A 19828-nucleotide genomic window follows, 5' to 3' on the forward strand; every position below is an offset into this window, starting at 1 on the left:
AGATACAATCATACTGCAAGACATGAGGGGTTTGTTACTTATGGACAAAGAGTTAAAGGAACTTGGAAGTTGCATCATACAGCATAAAGAGGAACTTGCGGCCATTGTCACTAAAAACAGAATCCAAAATGGCATCAACCCATCGGACGATGGACAAAAGCAGCTTTTGATCGATTGGAGGATCGAACTGTTTCAATATTTAGGTGAAGCATTGTTTTCAGACCTTGCCCAATCTGAAAAAAAGTTTTTGGACTGGGGTAAAAAAAGTGGAGAAGTTGCGGTGAAGATTCAATTGTCGCTGGATACTGCTCTTGATACTACCCGCTATTACAGATCGACCATATTGGATTTCATCAGCACGGAAGTGGCAAAGCACGGATATACTGGCCAAACGGCGATGAAAGCTGTTCAAATCATTGATCCTCTACTGGACAAAGTGGTGTATTCCTTTAGCGTCGCCTACGTAGACTATAACAATCATTTGCTTGGCCTGGCCCGGGAAGCACTGGAAGAGCTTTCTGTTCCTGTGGTGCGCCTCACGGATTCAGTCGGTATCTTGCCTCTTGTCGGATCTATTGATACTCACCGTTCGAAGCTGATCATGGAAATCGTATTGAACGAATGCGTAGAAATGAAAATCGATCACCTGTTTATTGATCTTTCTGGTGTTCCGGTGATTGATACTATGGTTGCACATAATCTGTTTCAGGTCATTACTTCACTGAAGCTCCTGGGTGTGGCCGTTACATTGACCGGTATGCGCCCTGAACTCGCACAGACGGTGGTTTCCTTAGGGATAAGTTTTGAAGGGTTTTCCATAGCGGGAAGCCTGCATCAGGCGCTCCAGCAAAAGAAGTTGCTTCAAAACGTATGATCACTATGGCAATATGCCTATCCTTATGAAGGATAGGCATATTTTTCTAGTTGCATAAAGAACGTTTGTTCGCATATACTGTAAATAAATAACGAACAAGGCGGTGGCTGTTATGAATTCATTGCTGGCGCGTTATGTTTCTGAACGAAATCCTTTTATGATTATTTATCAATCTGGCCGCGGTCAGTTTACTCAGCGTATGGTTTATCCCATTTCCTGTGACAAAGAAACATTAACCGCTTTTTGCTGTCTGCGCAGGCAAATACGAACGTTTAAAGTATCGAATATATTGTCTGTGGCAAAAAACACGGCTTAATACAGATGGTGGAGGAAGCGGAAGATGTTATATGGTGATGAAACGGACCGAGTATTGGTGGATAAGTATATTATGTACCCCATGCTCCTGACCATTTTTAATCGGGATTTAAAAGTGATCGCACAGTCCCCCTTTAAATTAAGGCAGCCCTATATTACCTTGGTAGAGAATGTAATGAATGCCATCAGTTTTGAGCTGAGGGACGTGAAAAAAGAGATGGTGCAGCGGAAGATCAAAGTAGCGGATGGGAGGCCGGTTGATGATATGACCGAATATCAGATTTTTATCAGAGGCTATCAGGAAGTTATGAGGTTTCCCAATGTACATCTCCGGAATAAGGCAGAATTGCTGATGAAACACTTTCTTTTTGGTACGCTGGTAGAGCGAAAATAGCAAATCAGGCTTGACGCCGGAGACTGAATGATCGGCAAGGTGAACCATGAAAACGTACATGAAGTTGGCAGAGGAATTAACGGAAAACACAAAAATAGTCAGCCGGGATCCGGGCGACCCTGTAGAAGTGCTCACTCATCCCGAACCATGGAAAGTGGTAGGATGCGGAAATTATGCTGCTGTTTTTCTTCATCCCGAATTTCCGGACCTCGTTGTTAAAATTTACGGCAGAAATCCTGAAGGGCTGCGGGAAGAGATCCTTGTGTACGAGACCCTTGGTGAACACCCTGCCTATTCCCAATGCTATGGCTATGGTGAACGCCATTTGATTCTCAAAAGGATCAAAGGAGTAACTCTCTATGATTGTCTTCATAAAGGAATAAAAATTCCGGAGACGGTGATACGTGACGTGGATAACGCCCTGTCTTACGCACGGGGCCTTGGTCTTTTTCCCCGGGATGTGCATGGCAAGAACGTTATGCTGCTGGATGGGCGGGGCATCATTGTGGATGTTTCTGACTTTTGCAAACGAGAAAAATGCTCGAAATGGAACGATTTAAGAAAAGCTTACTATAGAGTGTATCTTCCTGTTTTTTATAACTATCCTGTTAAACTGCCGTACCCTGTTTTAAATGCAGTCAGGATCGGCTACAGGTGGTACAAAAAATGGAAACGAAGCCGTTAATGCCTGCTCTTTTACACAACACCGGAGCAGGTTTTTAGAGTGTCCCTATCATTCTTTTACAGGCCGTTTTATGAGATAATAAAATAAGATTAACAGTTTGACAGAGGTGAGTTTATGAGTTTGCGGTTTATTCTGGGAAGGGCTGGAAGCGGAAAGACGGAACGCAGTCTGGGAGAGATCAGAGACTCTCTTTTTGAACAGCCGCAAGGCCGGCCGATTATCTATTTGGTACCAGAACAGATGACGTTTCAGTCTGAATATGAATTGGCAAAAACACCTGGTCTCGATGGTATGATGCGTGCCCAGGTGTTCAGTTTTTCCCGTCTGGCATGGAAGATCCTTGGCGATGTCGGCGGGATGACGCGGCTTCATATTACAAGTGTCGGCATGAACATGATGCTCAGAAAGATTATCGAAAATAAAAAGCAGGAACTGAAAGTGTTTAAGAAGGCTTCGGAACAGAATGGCTTTTATTCGCTGATGGAAACCATGATTACGGAATTCAAGCGGTACTGTGTGAACCCGGAGCAATTGGAATGGAATGCACAAACTCTTTTGAGTTTCTCGGGCACAGATGAAGGTAGTGTGCTCAGGGATAAACTTTCAGATCTGGCCCTTATTTATGGAGAGATGGAAAAGGCGTTAATTTACAAGTACATGGATAATGAGGATTATTTGAGGCTGCTTGCTGAAAAAATCCCTCACTCGGAATACATTCAACAGGCCGATTTTTACATAGACGGCTTTCACCAATTTACACCGCAGGAACTGGAAGTGCTGAGCATGCTTCTAAAGCATGCCCGCCGTGTCACCGTGGCACTGACCCTCGATGCAGGGAAAAGTACTGAAAATCCGCATGAGCTGGATCTTTTTTATACCCCGAAAAAGACCTCCTCGGTTATCCGCAAGATTGCCAAAGAAGAAGGTGTGATGGAAGAGGAGCCGGTTGTCCTTGAGGAGTGTCCGAGGTTTAATGGCAGCCCCTCGCTCGCCCATCTTGAAAGCCAGTATGAGCAGCGGCCTGCGCTGGAATTTGGTTTTTCAAATGATATATCCATTTCTTCAGCGGTCAACAGGCGTGCGGAGGTAGAGGGAGCTGCACGGGAAATCCTTACCCTGGTACGTGACAAGGGATACAGATTTAAAGATATCGCCATTTCAATCCGAAACATGAATGAGTACCAGGATCTGATTGAAACAGTTTTTGAAGAGTATGAGATTCCTGTCTTTCTGGATCAAAAGAAACCGATGCTTCACCATCCGCTTATTGAACTGATCCGTTCTTCTCTTGAAACGGTCACGGCCAATTGGCGTTACGAATCCGTATTCCGTGCGGTTAAGACGGACTTGCTCTATCCGGAAAACAGCGAGTATACCTCCTCGAAGCTTAGGCATGAAATGGATGAGCTTGAAAATTATGTTCTGGCTTATGGCATACAGGGCACACGTTGGAAGGATAAAAAGCCCTGGAAGGTGCAGCGTTTTCAGGCACTTGAAGAACATCAATTCGTTCAGACTGATGAAGAGGTCCATAAACAGGAAGTTTTGAATGAAGTTCGGCATATGATCGTGTCACCGCTGGACAAGCTATCCCGGGATCTGAAAAAGGCGGAAACGGTAAGGGATTATTGTGAAGTGCTGTTTGTTTACCTGGAGCGTCTTCATATTCCGGCCAAGCTGGAGCGTCTCAGCCGCAAAGCGCAGGAAGAGGGAAGGCTTCGCATGGCGCGCGAACATGATCAGGTTTGGGATGCGGTCGTTGAGCTTTTGGATGAAATGGTTGAAATTACAGGAAGTGAAGCGATAAAGCTTGAACTGTGGATCAAAATGCTCGATACAGGCCTGGAAAGCCTGAAGTTCGCGCTTGTTCCTCCGGCGATCGACCAAGTGTTGGCTGGTACCATGGACAGGTCCCGTTATTCGGGTGTGAAATGCCATTTTGTACTTGGTGTGAATGACGGTATACTACCCGCCAAACCAAAGGACGATGGCATCCTGTCAGAAGATGACCGCGATCTGCTCGAAAAGAACGGAGTGGCGCTTGCGCCAGGTGCGAGACGGCAGCTCCTTGATGAGCAGTTTCTGATCTATCTGTCGCTGTCGAACGCAACGGACAAGCTGTATATTTATTATCCGCTTGCTGACGAAGAAGGAAAAAACCTTCTTCCTTCCATGGTGATCAACAGGGTCAAATCTCTCTTTCCCGGAATTACGGAAACCTTTATCCAAAATGATCCGGAGTATGGCAATGATCTTTCCTACATCCATCATCCGCAAAAGGCGATTTCCCACTTGAACACCCAGCTGCGGGAGTGGAAGAAGGGGTACCCGATTTCAGGACTGTGGTGGGATGTATACAATTGGACGACAGCACAAGACCAATGGAAGTGGCTTGGACAAACGGTGCTGGGCAGTCTTTTCTATTACAACCAGGAGAAAAAACTGTCTTCTTCCGTCACGAAAGAATTATATGGCGATGCAATAACGGCGAGCGTATCACGAATGGAGCTTCAGAAGTCGTGTGCATTTTCGCACTTTCTTTCATATGGGCTGAAACTTCAGGAACGAAGGCTGTACCGGCTTGAAGCTCCCGATATCGGCCAGCTTTTTCATGCGGCATTAAAAAACATGGACGACTATTTGGGAACCCATCAAATGACCTGGCGTGATCTGTCCATGAAAGACTGCTACAGGCTTGCGGGAGAAGTGGTGGACAGCCTTGCATTAAAACTGCAAAGCCAGATTCTGCTATCAACCAACCGCCATCTGTATATCAAAAACAAACTGAGTGACATCGTGGGCAGAGCATCTCATATGCTGAGCGAGCATGCGCGGGTGAGCGGTTTTTCACCGGTGGGTCTTGAACTGGGATTCGGAAAACAGCAGCCGCTTCCGCCTCTTAAATATACACTTCCAAACGGAACTTCCATGGAGATAATTGGAAGGATCGACCGTGTTGATTCAGCGGAAGGGTCCCAGGGGTTGATGCTTCGAATCATCGACTACAAATCAAGTTCAACCGGTTTGAACCTTTCCGAGGTGTATTACGGGATTGCCCTGCAGATGCTGACATACCTTGATGTTGTGATCAGCCATTCCGTGGAGTGGCTTGGAAAAGAAGCGCATCCCGCCGGAGTGCTGTATTTTCATGTTCATAATCCGTTATTGTCACAAAAGAAATTGCTCACTCTTGAAGAGGTACAGCAGGAGCTTTTCAAACGGTTTAAGATGAAAGGCCTGGTACTGGCCGATACGGAAACGGTACAGCTGATGGATACCGTCTTTGAAAAAAAATCGGACATTATTCCTGTTTCCTTGACGTCAAAAGGATTTCATCCAACCCATTCTTCGGTCGCGACCGAAGAAGATTTCACCACCATGACCCAATATGTCCGCAAGGTGATCAAAGAGGTGGGCACAGACATTACCGAAGGTGTCATCGATATTGCGCCCTATCAAATGAAAAACAAAATGCCTTGCACATTTTGTTCCTACAGATCTGTGTGCCAGTTTGATCAGTCACTGGAAGAAAATCAGTATCGTCTGTTAAAGCAGGAAAACGATGATGAGATCCTGGCCAAAATGCGTGAGGAAGGAGGAGAAGGCGAATGATTAAAATTGCGGAAAAACCAAAAGACAGCCTGTGGACGGATGATCAGTGGCAGGCCATTCAGGCGAGAGGGCAGGATATTCTTGTGGCCGCAGCCGCCGGTTCCGGTAAAACAGCGGTGCTGGTTGAACGGATTATCACCATGATCAAACAAGAAATTGCTGATGTAGACCGTCTGCTGATTGTAACGTTTACCAATGCTGCAGCAGCTGAAATGAGGAAAAGGATTGGGGATGCGATTGAAAAGGAGCTTTCCCTTCATCCTGCTTCGCTTCATCTGCGAAGACAGCTGGGACTGTTGAACAAAGCCTCGATTTCAACGCTGCATTCCTTTTGCATTGAAGTCCTGAGAAAGTATTACTACCAAATTGATCTTGATCCGGGATTTCGTATTGCCGATGACACAGAAGCAGAGCTGATCAGGCAGGAAGTCCTGGAAGATCTGTTTGAAGAGGAGTACAGCAAAGAAAATAACCAGGTGTTCTTTAATGTGGTGGATGCCTACAGTTCAGACCGTAACGATGCAGAGCTGCAGCGCCTCATCTTAAAACTGTATGATTTTTCGAGAAGCCATCCAGACCCGGACCTCTGGCTCAATCAAATGGCTGCCCAGTATGATGTGAAAGCAGAGAACATTGATGATCTGCCCTGGACAAAAGAGCTGCTTGAGGATGTGGCGATGCAGCTAAGAGGTTTGGGAAATGTTCTGGACCGTGCGTTAAAAGCAGCCCGTTCACCGGAAGGTCCTGCGCCATATGGCGAAACACTCGAAAATGACCTCGCCTATTTAAAACGCCTGGAAGAAGCGGCGGGGCAATCCTGGCAGGACTTGTATGATGTATTCAGTGACGGCTCGTTCGCAACCATGAAGCAGGTTCGAGGAAAAGAAGTGGATCCTGTTATTAAAGAAAATGTCAAAAAAATGCGGGATCAGGTGAAGAAAAGGGTCAATGCCATAAAAGACGATCTATTCAGCAGGCCGCCGGAGTCCTATGTGATTCATCTGGAGGAAATGGCGCCTGTCGTCAAATGTCTTGTAGAGCTTGTACAGGAATTTGGCATCCGTTTTTTAAGAGAAAAGCAGGAAAAGGGGCTGCTGGACTTCAGTGATCTTGAACATTTTTGTCTGGAAATCCTGAAGCAGCCATCTTCAACGATCGAGAATCCTGTACCCACCCCGGCAGCGCAGGAATACCGGAATCGCTTTGTGGAAGTACTGGTGGATGAATATCAGGATACCAACCTGGTACAGGAAACGATTGTCCGGCTTGTGAGCAAAGGAAACACGGCTCAAGGCAATTTGTTCATGGTAGGCGATGTGAAACAGAGCATCTACAGGTTCCGCCTGGCGGAGCCTGGTCTTTTTCTTTCAAAATACAAGCAATTTGGCAAAATCCCGGGTGAAGGTGCGGGCTTGCGGATCGATCTGGCAAAAAACTTTCGAAGCCGAAACGAAGTGCTGGACGCCTCCAACTATATCTTCAAACAAATCATGAACGAATCCGTGGGCGAAATTGAATACAGCAGTGAAGCTGCCTTGTCTTTCGGTGCGGAGTATTATCCGGAAGCTGAGAGTGCAGAAGCAGAACTTCTCTTGATCAATAAAAGCTCTCCTGTAAGGGATGAAGATGGAGAGGCAACCGGCGAAAGCGAAAAATCAGACAGCGAAACCGTCATCCTGGAAGCGAGGGTGATGGCGGAAAAAATCAAACAACTCATTGGGACTGAAGGAGAATTGCCGTACCAGGTGCTCGATAAAAACACCGGTGGAATGCGGCCGGTAAAATACAAAGATATTGTCATCCTTCTTCGCGCCACAAGCACGTGGGCCCCTATTATCCTGGAGGAATTTAAACGGCAGGGAATTCCGGCCTATGCGGAGCTCTCGACCGGATATTTTGAAGCCATTGAGGTCAGTATTATGCTGTCTTTGTTGAAGGTGATTGACAACCCGCTGCAGGACATTCCGATTGCCTCGGTACTGCGGTCGCCCATTGTCGGTTTGACAGGAGACGAGATGGCGTCTGTGCGACTTGCTGACCGCAAGGGAACTTATTTTGATGCCCTTACTGAGTATCTAAACAGCGGTGAAGATGAAAATGTCCGCAGCCGAGTGGCTCATTTTACGAAAAACCTGAGCCAATGGAGAGAAGCTGCGCGGCAGGGGTCTCTGGCCGATCTCATTTGGCGGATCTACAGGGAAACGGGATATTTTGACTTTGTCGGCGGCCTTCCGGGAGGCAAACAGCGCCAGGCCAACTTGCGGGCGTTGTACGATCGTGCCAGACAGTATGAAAAAACGTCGTTCCGCGGGCTTTTCCGCTTTCTTCGATTTATTGAGCGAATGCAAGACCGCGGAAGAGACCTCGGAGCTGCCCGTGCGCTTGGTGAACAGGAAGATGTTGTCCGGGTAATGACCATTCATAAAAGTAAAGGCCTGGAGTTCCCCGTTGTTTTTGCTGCAGGATTAAATAAGCAGTTTAATACGATGGATCTCAAGGAAACTGTTTTGCTGCATAAAGAACTTGGACTTGGAACCCGGTATATCAATCCAAGGTATAGAGTCGCCTATCCGACACTGCCCCAGCTTGCCATATTGCGCAGAAAAAAAATGGAGCTGCTCGCTGAAGAAATGAGGGTGCTCTATGTGGCTCTGACGCGGGCAAAAGAAAAACTGTATCTTCTCGGTACGCTTAATGACCTGGAAAAGTCCGTTGGACAATGGGCAGATGTACTGGAAAGCGGAGACTGGGTGCTGCCGGACTATGAGCGCTCGCAGGCGAAAACATACCTTGACTGGATTGGCCGTTCTGTCATTCGGCACAAGGATGGCGGAGAGCTCAGGAAGCTGCTCCCGGCTGCTCAGACAGGAAGGGGAGAAGTATACACAGATCCCGCCAAATGGAAGGTCAAGACCTTTGATGCCGCTCATTATGAAGAAGAAAGTGAAGGAAGAAAAGCTCTTCAGGAAGAAATTCTTTCTATGATCCGGGAGTACGATCCGGTGGCGATCACTTCTAAAGAACAAGAGGAAGTGGAGCGGCGTTTAAATTGGAAGTACGAGCATCAGGCCTCCACTGCCACCTTATCAAAACAGTCCGTGACAGAACTGAAGCGTCAGTATCAATACATTGATGATGAATACAACGGCAGTAAATTAACAGGGGGATTTTCCTCCACCCAGGCCAGCCGTCCACGGTTCATGCAAGAAAAAACGCTGACGGCTGCCGAACGGGGAACTGCGATGCATGCGGTCATGCAGCACATCGATTTATCCCGTCCGGTAACTCCGGACCATGTGAACGAGCTATTGGAAGAGATGGTGGCCATGGAGCTGCTGACAAGGGAACAGGCAAATCATGTTGATGCCTTTGCAATTTCGGCCTTTTTTGAAACCGAAATCGGCAAAAAAGTAACACAAGCAACGGAAGTTATTCGCGAGATGCCGTTTAACATGGCTCTTCCTGTAGAAGAAGCGGCCTTGGGCTGGAATGAAACAACAAATGAAAGAATTCTTGTACAAGGGGTCATTGACTGTCTTGTTCCTGAAGAAGACGGCTTTCTTTTAATAGATTATAAAACCGATGCTATTACGAACCGTTTTTCAGGAGGGTTTGAAGGGGCAAGGCCCGTTTTGCTTGAAAGGTACAGAGTACAGCTTGAACTGTATGGCAAAGCCATTGAACGTATTTTGAAAAAACCGGTCAAGGCAAGCTATTTGTATTTCTTTGATGGGGCACATTTATTAGAAGTTAAATAGAGTTTCTACGAGAAAAGGAGGAAGCGCAATGAGGCTGCTTCATACAGCTGACTGGCATCTGGGAAGAACGCTGGAAGGCCGCAGCAGGCTGGAAGAACAACAGCAGTTCCTTGATGAGCTGGTACAGATTGCAGAGGAGGAAAGGGTGGATGCCATCATCATGGCAGGCGATGTATTTGATACGGTCAATCCGCCGGCGGCGGCAGAGCAAATGTTTTATGACGGCATGGCCAGGCTGAGTGACCGCGGCAGACGCCCTGTGATTGCCATTGCCGGAAACCACGATCATCCCGACCGGCTGGCGGCTTCTTCCCCGTTGTCGGGGAACCTGGGAATTACACTGGTGGGACTTCCAACAACACAGCTTTATTCCTATGGAATTGAACGGACACAGGAAAAGCTCAATATCTGTGCGCTTCCCTATCCGTCCGAATCTCGTTTGAAGGAAGTTCTGTCAGATACAGGAGAGGAGTTGCATTTAAGAAATCAATATGACAACTGGGTCAGACAGTATTTTAATAGGATGACAGAATGGTTTGACCCCCAGGCTGTGAATATTGCGATGAGTCATTTGTATGTTGCAGGCAGCAACGAAAGTGACTCGGAGCGGCCTGTACATATTGGCGGAGCCTACACCGTTGCTGCAGAAACGCTTCCCCAAAAGGCGCAGTATGTTGCGCTCGGTCATCTTCACCGGCCTCAAAACGTCAAACGGGCCAAAACAGCCGCCCGCTATTCGGGATCGCCGCTAAGTTACAGTTTTTCTGAAGCGGGACATACAAAGTCTGTAACCATAGTGGATCTGGCACCTGGCAAGGAAGCGTCCATCAGGGAAATACCGCTCACATGCGGACACCCTTTGATGGTTTATCATGCGAACGGTGTGGCAGACGTCCATCAATGGCTGGATGAAGTCTGTCCGAGCAAGGCATGGGTAGATCTGTCGATTACTGTAAAGGACAGTATTGCGATGGAGGACATTCAAGCTATCCGGAAAGCGCATAAAGGAATTATTCATATTAAACCTGCATTTGAAGGAACAAGGGAGCAGGAGACGTCTGTACAAAAGAATCTGCCAATCGATGAGCTGTTCAAAACGTTTTACGAACGGCAAACCGGAGGCGGTGTGCCTGACGAGAACGTCCTGTCCTTGTTTCTAGAGCTGATCTCGGATGAGGATGAGGAAAGGAGTGCAGCAGAATGAGACCGGTAGGATTGCAGGTTGCAGGACTTCAAAGTTTCCGGGAAAAACAGACGATAGAGTTTGATCAGCTGTGCGGCGGTGGGGTCTTTGGGATTTTCGGTCCGACCGGAAGCGGCAAGTCGAGCATACTTGATGCCATCACACTCGCGCTCTACGGCAAAGTCGAGCGGGCCGCAGGCGGAACTCAAGGGATTTTGAACCACGCAGAAAATGAGCTGTCAGTGTCCTTTGCCTTCGAACTGGGTGCCGGAGAAAACTTATCACGGTACAGGATTGAGCGGAATTATAAGCGAAGCGGAGATCATACGATCCGGACAAGCACCTGCCGGCTCCTTTTTTTGGAAAATGGGGAGTGGACGGTGCAGGCAGATAAGGAACGGGATGTTACACAGAAGGTTCAGGAGCTCCTGGGATTGACGATTGAGGATTTTACCCGGGCAGTTGTCCTTCCTCAAGGCAAGTTTGCTGAATTTTTATCTCTGAAAGGTGCAGAGCGGAGACAGATGCTTCAGCGGCTTTTTCAGCTCGAAAAGTACGGAGACCAATTAAATCAAAAGCTGAAAAAACGGGTGGAAAAGTCCAGGACGGAAATGGAACATCTGGCCGCTGAACAGGCGGGTCTTGGCGACGCATCCAAGGAAGCGCTGCAAGAAGCTGAGAAGGTCTGGAAAGAGGCAAAGGAAGAAGTAGAACACAAAAGAAGCCATGCTGAGGAAGAAGAACGAAGATATGAAAAGAACAAGCAAGTATGGCAGGCTCAAGAGCACTTAAAAGAGGTTGAAGATGAGGAAAAAAATCTTCAGCAAAATGCAAGCCTAATCCAGGGTCTTGAACAAAAGCTGGAGAGGGCAAGGCTTGCCGACCTGTTGAACCCATATGGTGATGAAGCTGAAAAAGCTCAAAAGGAAGCGGAAGACTGCAATAAAAAAGAGCAGGATTTAAGACAGGCAACGGCAGAGGCTAAAAGCATTGCGGATAAAGTTCAGAAAACGTATGAAGCTGCAAAAAAAGAAAAAGATGATCAAGAGCCTTCACTGATTTCCAGGCGGGAGCAGCTGCTTTCTGCCATGGAAATGGAAAAGGAAGCGGAAACGAAAGAACAAGCGGCAGGGGAGAAGGAACAACAGCTCAACGACCAGCTGCAGAAGCAGGAAGCGGTAGCGTCCAAACAAAAGGCTGCCGAGGGTCTGCTGCATCGAGCGGTCGATAGACAGAACGAACTGCAGAGACAATTAAAGGAAACGATCATTTCTTCAACAGAACGGGACAAAATCAACCGGGCACAAGAAGCGGCATTGAACTTGGAGTATGAAGCAAAGCAGGTATCAGAAGCGCAGAAAGCAGTGGATCAAGCCGGATTGCTGCATCAAAGCTCCATCGACGAGTTTCACAGGTTCAAAGGCAGGAAAGAGCAGCTTGAAACAAAAATTCACCAGTCCAGCTCGAAGGTTCTTGCTGTTTTTCATGAGGTGTCGGAGGTTCAATACGTCCAGGAACAATTGTCTTACCATGCTGCTCAATATGAAGAACAGTTGGCAGAACGAAGAGAAAAGGATCAGGTAAGGGAGCTTGCATCCCGTCTGTCTCAGCAGCTAGCCGCCGGGCAGCCATGCGCGGTGTGCGGTTCAACCGAGCATCCAGATCCCATCCGGCACTATGAACCGGATCAGGAGCTAGAACAACAGATCCATATGGTGAGGGAAATCCAAAAACAGGCGGGCTCATTGGAAAAAGAAATCTATATGATGAAAAGCACGCTGGAACGATTGTCAGAGAGCCTTCAGCAATACATGGAAGAGCCGGAAGCCGCTGCAAGCAGCCTTCCTTCTCATTCTCCATCCGTACTTCCGCAATCACTCGCACAACTGGAAGAGTGGCTGACCCAAACGTTAACTCAAGTGAAAGGGTTACGTCAGGATGTGCTTGAGGCGGATGAAGCGGTAAAAAAAGTCGGAGCAGAATATAGAGAGCTTTCTTCCCTAGAAGCGACGGTGAAAGCCCAGATGTCTTCTGCTCAAAAAGAAGACCAGGAACGCCGGCAAAGACTGGAAAAAACAGAGAAAGCCTTGGAAGCACTGCAAAACAAGTGGCAAAAAGAATTTCCCGATTTTCCCGTTGATCAGGTAGAAAAAGAAAAAGAGCGCATTCGTACACTGGATGCCCAACGCGAAAAGATTGAGGAAGGATTGGTTAAATCCGTTCCCTTTATTGAAGAAAAAGAAAAAATCATCGAAACGTGCAGACAGCATGTTGCAGAGATTGAAAAAAGTATCGCTAAGCTGGAATCAGAGCTTGCGAGTTTACGCGAAGACAGCCGTGGTTTACGAGCAAAAGTGAACCGGATCGCAGGAGATCAAACATGTAAGGCAAGGCTTGCTGACACAGAGAACAGCCTCAAACGTTTGACAGAACAGGTGAATCGGCTGGAAACCAGCCGTCAGAAGGCGATCGATGCTTACCATGCTCTGGACAAAGACTGGCGTTCGGCGCAGGATGCAAAAGAAAGAAGCGGTCAACGGAAAACAGAAGCTTTGGCGATTTGGGAGGAAAAAAGAAGTTCTTCTCCGTTCACAGATATGCCAGACTTAAGGAGAAGTCTGGCAAACCGTTTGAAACAGCAAGAATGGCAGACAGAAATCGAAAGGCACTTTGACAGTTTCAAGCGAAATGCTTCCGAAAAAGAAAAACTGCTGAGACAGCTGAACGGGCAAACCTTAACAGAGCAACAATGGAACGGACTGACATCATCTCTAAAGGCTATGAAAGAAGACTTGCAGAATGCTGTCCAAAAAATGGGTGAAACGGGACAATACTACAAGACACTTGAAACCAAGCATGAGCGTTATCAAGTGCTGGAAAAGGAAAGAAAGAAAACGGAAAACCAACTGAAAACGCTTGGAAAGCTTCAAGCCGTGTTCAGGGGCAATAGCTTTGTCGAGTTCGTGGCAGAGGAGCAATTGATTCAGGTGTCAAGAGATGCTTCCAATCGTCTTGGACAGCTGACCAGGGGCAGATATGCAATCGAGGTTGATTCATCCAATGGCTTCGTCATCAGGGACGATGCCAATGGAGGGGTGAAACGGCCGGTATCTACACTATCCGGCGGTGAAACATTCCTGACCTCCCTGGCACTGGCTCTTTCGCTTTCCACCCAGATTCAACTGAGAGGTAAATACCCGCTGGAGTTTTTCTTTTTGGATGAAGGCTTTGGAACACTGGATCAGGAACTGCTTGATACGGTCGTTACTGCGCTGGAGAAACTTCATATGAACGCCTTGTCGGTCGGCATTATTTCACATGTTCCGGAATTAAAAGCAAGACTGACGAAAAAGCTGATTGTCACTCCGGCCAACGGCGAAGGCAACGGCAGCAGAGTCGCTATAGAACAAACATAGAAAAAACGCACTTGGTCGTCATCCAAGTGCGTTTTTAATTGATGATTCCGTGATCGACGATGTTGACGGTCACTTTGGCCGAAAGGTCGATGTTGGGGTAATCCTTTTCCCAGTCGGTTTTTTTCCACAGATCAGGGTGGTAGGCGATCAGTTCACGCCCGATACCAAGCGTATCGGAATTCGCTTTTTGCATTTTTGTAAGCACACGGTTGGTCTTTGGTGCCCGGTTTGTTTTCATAGTTAAGATTCCTTGTAATAAGATCATCTGTATAAAAACAAGAGCTTTTCAAATACTCCACATTTTGTGATAAAGAGGCAGTGGAGGGAATAGGAGGGTCTTCTGGTGTTTTATATAACTGCTGGGACCATTTTTTCCTCGATTTCATGATGATGCACTCCTAGTTGAATTATGGTTTATTGCTAGTTTGTGATGATTGTTTAAAATCATTCAAACAGTTACCGTTTGTAGCAATAAAATTACGTTATTTGGCAAATCAGGACAAAATATTGGATTAAATTGTGATATGATGGAGAAAAAAGAAGAAGTAGAGGGGGACCATGCGTTGCCGGGTGAAGTGCATCTTATAAAAAGTCTGGTTAGGCCCAGGGAGCAATTTGGTTATTTCCGCCGTTTCAACCAAACGGAAGGTTTTTTTCTGCGTTTTTTAATGATTTGTATTGTGAGTGCTCTCATTACCGCAATAAGTTACTTTCTTTCCTCAGATCATCTTCTCGACATGCCCATCGTCAAGGACGTTCATCTGACGGAAAACAAGCTGGAGGCAAGCAAATACCTGCTTTTCGTAGCCGGACTGATTATCGGTTTGGTAAAGCCAGTTATTGCGGTTGCTTTTATGGCAATTGTGTTTCTTCCCTTTTTCAGGGATGTGGGCTTTAAAAAGCTCTTTATCCTTCAATCTGTCGTGTATTGTGTATTTATGATCTCTGCTGTTTTCAAGCTTCCTTTTCAAGGATTGCTGAATACGGATGAAGTATGGAGCCCGTTCAGCCTGGGTGTGGCAGCGAACTATTTCTCCAATAATGCCTTTTTAATCTCGGTGCTTGCTTTTTTGTCGGTGTTTACAGTTTGGGCCTTTTATCTGACGTATGCGGGACTGAAACAGGCAAGCTATAAGTCCAAAACTTATATTTTTGCTGCTGTATCGCTTTTATACATAGGGTTTATGCTGTTGTCCTCAATAACCCATGCACTGCAGTATGGCCAGCTGACATTATAATGGAGGCAATCAACATGAGAAAAAGAATTCTGATGACAGGTCTTGCTGTATTTTCATTATTGTTGCTTGCATTCAATATCTGGATTTTTTCCAAGGACGAGGGTGCCTTTGCCCGTGCGCAGAATGTTCACCTTGCTCCTGCGAGAGTAATGGATATTAAACGAACCATTGTAGCCGAGGGAGCCGTTGTACCTTCGGAAAATGAAAAATTTTACGTGCAAGAAAAACTTGGCTATGTAAAAGAAATTGCGGTCAAAGAGGGAGACGAGGTTACACTGGGCACTGTGCTGTTTGTGTATGGAAATGCCGAGCTTGACGATAAAATCGCGGACTTGCAGCAAAAAAAAGAGGAATATACCGTTAAAGAAAAACACTATCAGGAAATGCAAACCGAGCTACAAAGCCAGGCCGATGCATTGCCGGTTGATGAACCCGATTCGGTGAAAAAGAAAGCAGATTTGGAAAAAGAACAATCAGAAGCGGCAATGAAAAGCGAGCTGGCAACAACTCGTGCCGCAGCTGTCGATACCCAGCTGATCCAGCTGAATGAAGAAAAGGAAAATCTCTCCATCAAGAGTAATACAACCGGAGTAGTCAAGTCGGTTAACCAGGGGTCATCCGATACAGGCGTACCGGTCGTAGAGGTGGTTTCAACCGATGATGTTCAAATAAATGGAGAGCTGGATGAAAAAGATTCTATGCTTGTCCAATCTGGTGAGAAAACCACGATTGTTTCCCCTGCATTACCAGGAAAGAAATGGGAGGGGACGCTTGCAGAATTTCGCGAGGCAACAAAAGTAAAAGGAAAAGCCATCTTCCCTTTTACCGTCAAATTCGACCAGGAGCATCCATTTAAAACAGGACAGGCCGTAAAGATTGAACTGAAGCCAGTGATCAAGGAAGATGCTGTTGTTATTCCGGAAACTGCCCTGATGAAGGAAAAACAAAAAACCTCCGTCTATATGGTGGAAAAGGGCTATTTGAAAAAAGTTCCTGTAAAAACCGGCTTGGAATATGGCTCATGGATCGAAATCACATCAGGCATCAAATATAACAACAGCGTTGTTTCCAACCCGACACCTTATCTGACCGAAAATACCGAAGTATTTACCTCCGAAACGAAGAAAGACGATACCAAAAGAAAAGATCCCGTAAAAGACACAAAAAAGGCTGCCAAACAATAGGGGCAGCCTTTTTGGTTTAACTTAAAGCAGAACGTTCTTCCAGCTGAATTTGATTCAAAGAAATACTGTAGTGCTCAGGTTCGTGTGTTTTGGGATGATAGTAGATCAGGGACAGAATCTGGTCTTTTTTTACTTCCCCGGTTGTTAAATAATGGTTCAGATCAAATGGCACAAGGTCCAGTACCGTGTGCTTCATTAGATCCTTTTCACTCAGACTGTATGATTTGAATGCGTCAGAAAGACGTTCTGGATGGTGCTTCAGCCAGCGGTGATAGTGTTCGAGATCACTTTTTGAAAGTGTTTCCTCCCACCATGAACGGTGAGGACGGTGTTTTTTTCGTGAGAAGTAATCGTACTTCATAAGAGCTTCTATGATTTCATTATGGGTGCCGCGCTGCGTTAAAAACTCCTTCAGGCGGGCGAACAGATCCTCCAGCTGATGGCCGATTCTGGACCAGCCTTTGCTCTCCCAGTAATCTCCAAACTCCTGGAAGAAATCGAATGGAGAGTGGAACACATGGTAGATTAAGTAGTTCAGTGTGGCATCCATCCGGTGGTCATTCCAGTACTTTTCAAGCACATCTTCCACCCGCTTAATTTTGATAATATCATCAAAGCTTAGCACATTGTTGCCCAGAATCTCATAAGGCGAGTGATTCATATATACATAGTCATGCCGATCAGCTGTCAGGCGCAGGCCGGTACCGCGCAGCATTTTTAAGAATCCGAGCTGGACTTCTTCCACGCCAAACGCGAATACATCATTAAAGGTTTTTCGGAAGGACTGGTAGTCCTCATCCGGCAAACCGGCGATCAGGTCCAGATGCTGGGCAATTTTTCCGCCCTCTTTTACGGTCATGACCGTTCGCGTCAGTTTCTCAAAATTCTGCCGGCGCTGAACAAGCTCGTTGACATGATCGTTTGTTGATTGCACGCCGATCTCAAACCGGAACAACCCGGCGGGGGCGTGTTCATTTAAAAAGGAAATAACTTCCGGACGCATGATATCCGCGGTAATTTCAAACTGAAAAACAACACCCGGTCGTCTGTTATCAATTAGAAATTGAAACATCTCCAAGGCATAATCGCGTTTGATGTTAAACGTACGGTCCACAAATTTAATCGTTTTCGCGCCATTGTCCATCAGAAAAATAAGATCGTCTTTTACTTTCTGGATGTCAAAGTACCGCACACCGACTTCAATGGAAGAAAGGCAAAAGGCACAGGAGTAAGGACAACCGCGGCTCGTTTCAAAGTAGGTTACCCGCTTGGACAGCTGATCCAGGTCCTCTTCAAACCGGTAGGGCGTTGCGACCGTCTTAAGATCCAATTTTTCCCTTGGAGGGTTGATTGTTGGTTTCCCATTTTTTCTCCAGGCAAGCCCGGCCACTTTTTCATAGCGCTTTTCCCCTGAATGTTCGGCAAGAAAATGCTTAAAGGAAATCTCGCCTTCATTGACGATGATGAAATCGGCATCCGGAATCCGGTCCAGCCAGTGAGGAACATCATAGGAAACCTCCGGGCCGCCGAGAACGATGGCTGTTTCTGGGCTGATTTTTTTGACCATCTCAATTACTTTTATGGTTTCTTCGATGTTCCATATATAACAGCTGAAGCCAAGTACATCAGGCTTTTTCATATACAGGTCACTTACGATGTTAATGGCAGGGTCCTTGATCGTATACTCGGCCATTTCTACGTGAAAATCCGGTTCACTGTACGCTTTTAAATACCTGAGGGCCAGACAGGTATGAATATATTTTGCATTGAGTGTGCTCACTACAATGTTCATGGCAATCCCTCATATCTGCTAGATTTAATCAACATATAATTTTAGCATAGTTGATCATGGAAATAAAACGCTCTTGTTAACCGAATATTTTGACGTCTCAATTATTCGAGAGGTATAGTTTTACTATAGGCTAGGAAAGGAAGAACAGAAATGGCTGAACTGCTTACCCTTCAGGAAATCGACCGTTTTGCCAACAGATATCCCGAATGGAAACTGATTCCGGGGAAATGGATGGTGAAAAAGTACAAGTTTGATAACTATTTAGACGGAATTGAATTTGTTAGTGAAGTAGGACAGCTGGCCGAAAGCTTTCAGCATCATCCGCATATTACCATCAATTACAAACTGGTTACCCTGAAATTAAGCACATGGAGTGTAAACGGGCTGACCCAGGCGGATCTTAAGATGGCTGTTTTATTTGACGAAGCGTTCAGTAAACTTTAAGTATTAAGGAGAGGTTTGAGATGAAATTAGTAACTGCCAAGTATCAGGGCGACATCTTTTTAGGTAAGCTGATTGAGGAGGAAAATGTAGTATTTAATCTGTCGCTCGCTGCCCAGGAGAAAGAAATGGAATTTCCGGATTCCTTGTTGGAAGGACTTCAGCTTGAAGAGAAGTTTTTGGAAAAGATTCATGAATTATCGGAAGCCTATCATGAGAATTTATTGTTTACATATGGTTTAACCGACCCTGATCTGGAGTGGATGGCTCCCATTCCAAGACCGGCGAAAAACATATTTTGTGTAGGAAAGAACTACAGAGATCATGCGGTTGAAATGGGTAGTGAAGCAGATATCCCCGAGCATGTGATGATTTTTTCGAAAGCGCCTACAACGGTTATCGGCCATCAAGCGGATGTTTTGCGTCATAAAGAGGTAACTGATGAATTGGATTATGAAGGCGAACTGGCGGTTATTATTGGTAAAAAAGGCAAGGGGATTACCCAGGATACGGCCATGGACCATGTATTTGGCTATACGATCATCAACGATGTTACTGCCAGGGATCTTCAGAAAAAGCATAAACAATTTCTAATCGGAAAAAGTCTTGATACTTCCTGTCCAATGGGACCTTGGATTGTGTCGAAAGAGGACCTTCCCAATCCGCATGAACTGAAGATTACCACCAAAGTAAATGGAGAAGTCAGACAGGACGGCAATACAGAGGATTTTATCTTTACCATTCCAGAAATTATTGAAGCGCTGTCAAAAGGAATGACCCTTGAACCGGGAGATGTAATCGCGACCGGTACACCTGCAGGGGTAGGCAAAGGATTCAAGCCGCCAAGGCTGCTGAATAGTGGGGATACCATCGAAATTACAGTCGAAGGCATTGGAACGCTCGTCAATAATGTGGTTTGATGTGTTTTAAGTCACT

Annotated in this window: 14 protein-coding genes; 12 read left to right on the plus strand and 2 right to left on the minus strand. The window is 46.2% G+C overall.

Annotated features, from left to right (window positions below; all coding sequences use genetic code 11):
* The first annotated feature begins 40 nt into the window (after positions 1-40).
* From QNH15_RS09470 to QNH15_RS09505, 8 genes are all read left to right on the plus strand, one after another.
* The gene (locus QNH15_RS09470; RefSeq protein ID WP_283894297.1) at positions 41-874 is read left to right on the plus strand and encodes an STAS domain-containing protein; all 834 of its coding nucleotides are present in this window, start codon (positions 41-43) and stop codon (positions 872-874) included.
* Positions 875-986: 112 nt separating this feature from the next.
* Complete coding sequence (locus QNH15_RS09475) at positions 987-1190, plus strand: WYL domain-containing protein (RefSeq protein WP_074440460.1); 204 nt, start codon at positions 987-989, stop codon at positions 1188-1190.
* Between the two features lie 24 nt (positions 1191-1214).
* Positions 1215-1583, plus strand: a complete 369-nt coding sequence (locus QNH15_RS09480) for a YhjD family protein (protein ID WP_283894299.1) — start codon at positions 1215-1217, stop codon at positions 1581-1583.
* A gap of 46 nt (positions 1584-1629) precedes the next feature.
* The gene (locus tag QNH15_RS09485) at positions 1630-2268 is read left to right on the plus strand and encodes a serine/threonine-protein kinase (protein ID WP_283894301.1); all 639 of its coding nucleotides are present in this window, start codon (positions 1630-1632) and stop codon (positions 2266-2268) included.
* A 114-nt stretch (positions 2269-2382) separates the two neighbouring features.
* Positions 2383-5880: a helicase-exonuclease AddAB subunit AddB gene (addB, locus tag QNH15_RS09490; protein WP_283894303.1), complete on the plus strand. Its 3498-nt coding sequence runs from the start codon at positions 2383-2385 to the stop codon at positions 5878-5880.
* Complete coding sequence (gene addA / locus QNH15_RS09495) at positions 5877-9638, plus strand: helicase-exonuclease AddAB subunit AddA (protein ID WP_283894305.1); 3762 nt, start codon at positions 5877-5879, stop codon at positions 9636-9638. Before addB ends, addA begins: the two co-directional genes overlap by 4 nt.
* 28 nt (positions 9639-9666) lie before the next feature.
* Complete coding sequence (locus QNH15_RS09500; RefSeq protein ID WP_283894307.1) at positions 9667-10842, plus strand: metallophosphoesterase family protein; 1176 nt, start codon at positions 9667-9669, stop codon at positions 10840-10842.
* On the plus strand, positions 10839-14237 hold the full coding sequence (locus QNH15_RS09505) for an AAA family ATPase (protein ID WP_283894308.1): 3399 nt from the start codon (positions 10839-10841) through the stop codon (positions 14235-14237). The genes QNH15_RS09500 and QNH15_RS09505 overlap by 4 nt, the downstream gene beginning before the upstream one ends.
* A 34-nt stretch (positions 14238-14271) precedes the next feature.
* Here the strand turns inward: QNH15_RS09505 and QNH15_RS09510 are convergent, their stop codons facing one another.
* Positions 14272-14475: a Ger(x)C family spore germination C-terminal domain-containing protein gene (locus tag QNH15_RS09510; RefSeq protein WP_283894309.1), complete on the minus strand. Its 204-nt coding sequence runs from the start codon at positions 14473-14475 to the stop codon at positions 14272-14274.
* A 286-nt stretch (positions 14476-14761) separates the two neighbouring features.
* On the opposite strand from QNH15_RS09510, the gene QNH15_RS09515 reads away from it, so the two are divergent.
* Both QNH15_RS09515 and QNH15_RS09520 read left to right on the plus strand, forming a co-directional pair.
* Positions 14762-15475, plus strand: coding sequence for a YIP1 family protein (locus QNH15_RS09515; RefSeq protein WP_283894311.1), 714 nt, complete (start codon positions 14762-14764; stop codon positions 15473-15475).
* Between the two features lie 14 nt (positions 15476-15489).
* The gene (locus QNH15_RS09520) at positions 15490-16659 is read left to right on the plus strand and encodes an efflux RND transporter periplasmic adaptor subunit (protein WP_283894313.1); all 1170 of its coding nucleotides are present in this window, start codon (positions 15490-15492) and stop codon (positions 16657-16659) included.
* A 16-nt stretch (positions 16660-16675) separates the two neighbouring features.
* On the opposite strand, the gene QNH15_RS09525 is transcribed toward QNH15_RS09520, so the two are convergent.
* Positions 16676-18445 (minus strand): B12-binding domain-containing radical SAM protein, encoded by a 1770-nt coding sequence (locus tag QNH15_RS09525; RefSeq protein WP_430667161.1) that lies wholly within the window; start codon positions 18443-18445, stop codon positions 16676-16678.
* Positions 18446-18601: 156 nt separating this feature from the next.
* Between QNH15_RS09525 and QNH15_RS09530 the strand changes: the two genes are divergently transcribed.
* Entirely contained in the window at positions 18602-18895 is a 294-nt protein-coding gene (locus QNH15_RS09530) for a 4a-hydroxytetrahydrobiopterin dehydratase (RefSeq protein ID WP_061968866.1), read from the plus strand.
* A gap of 20 nt (positions 18896-18915) precedes the next feature.
* Positions 18916-19812, plus strand: a complete 897-nt coding sequence (locus QNH15_RS09535; RefSeq protein WP_283894318.1) for a fumarylacetoacetate hydrolase family protein — start codon at positions 18916-18918, stop codon at positions 19810-19812.
* Positions 19813-19828: the final 16 nt, after the last annotated feature.

Source organism: Fictibacillus enclensis, assembly GCF_030123385.1.
GTDB lineage: Bacteria > Bacillota > Bacilli > Bacillales > Fictibacillaceae > Fictibacillus_C > Fictibacillus_C enclensis.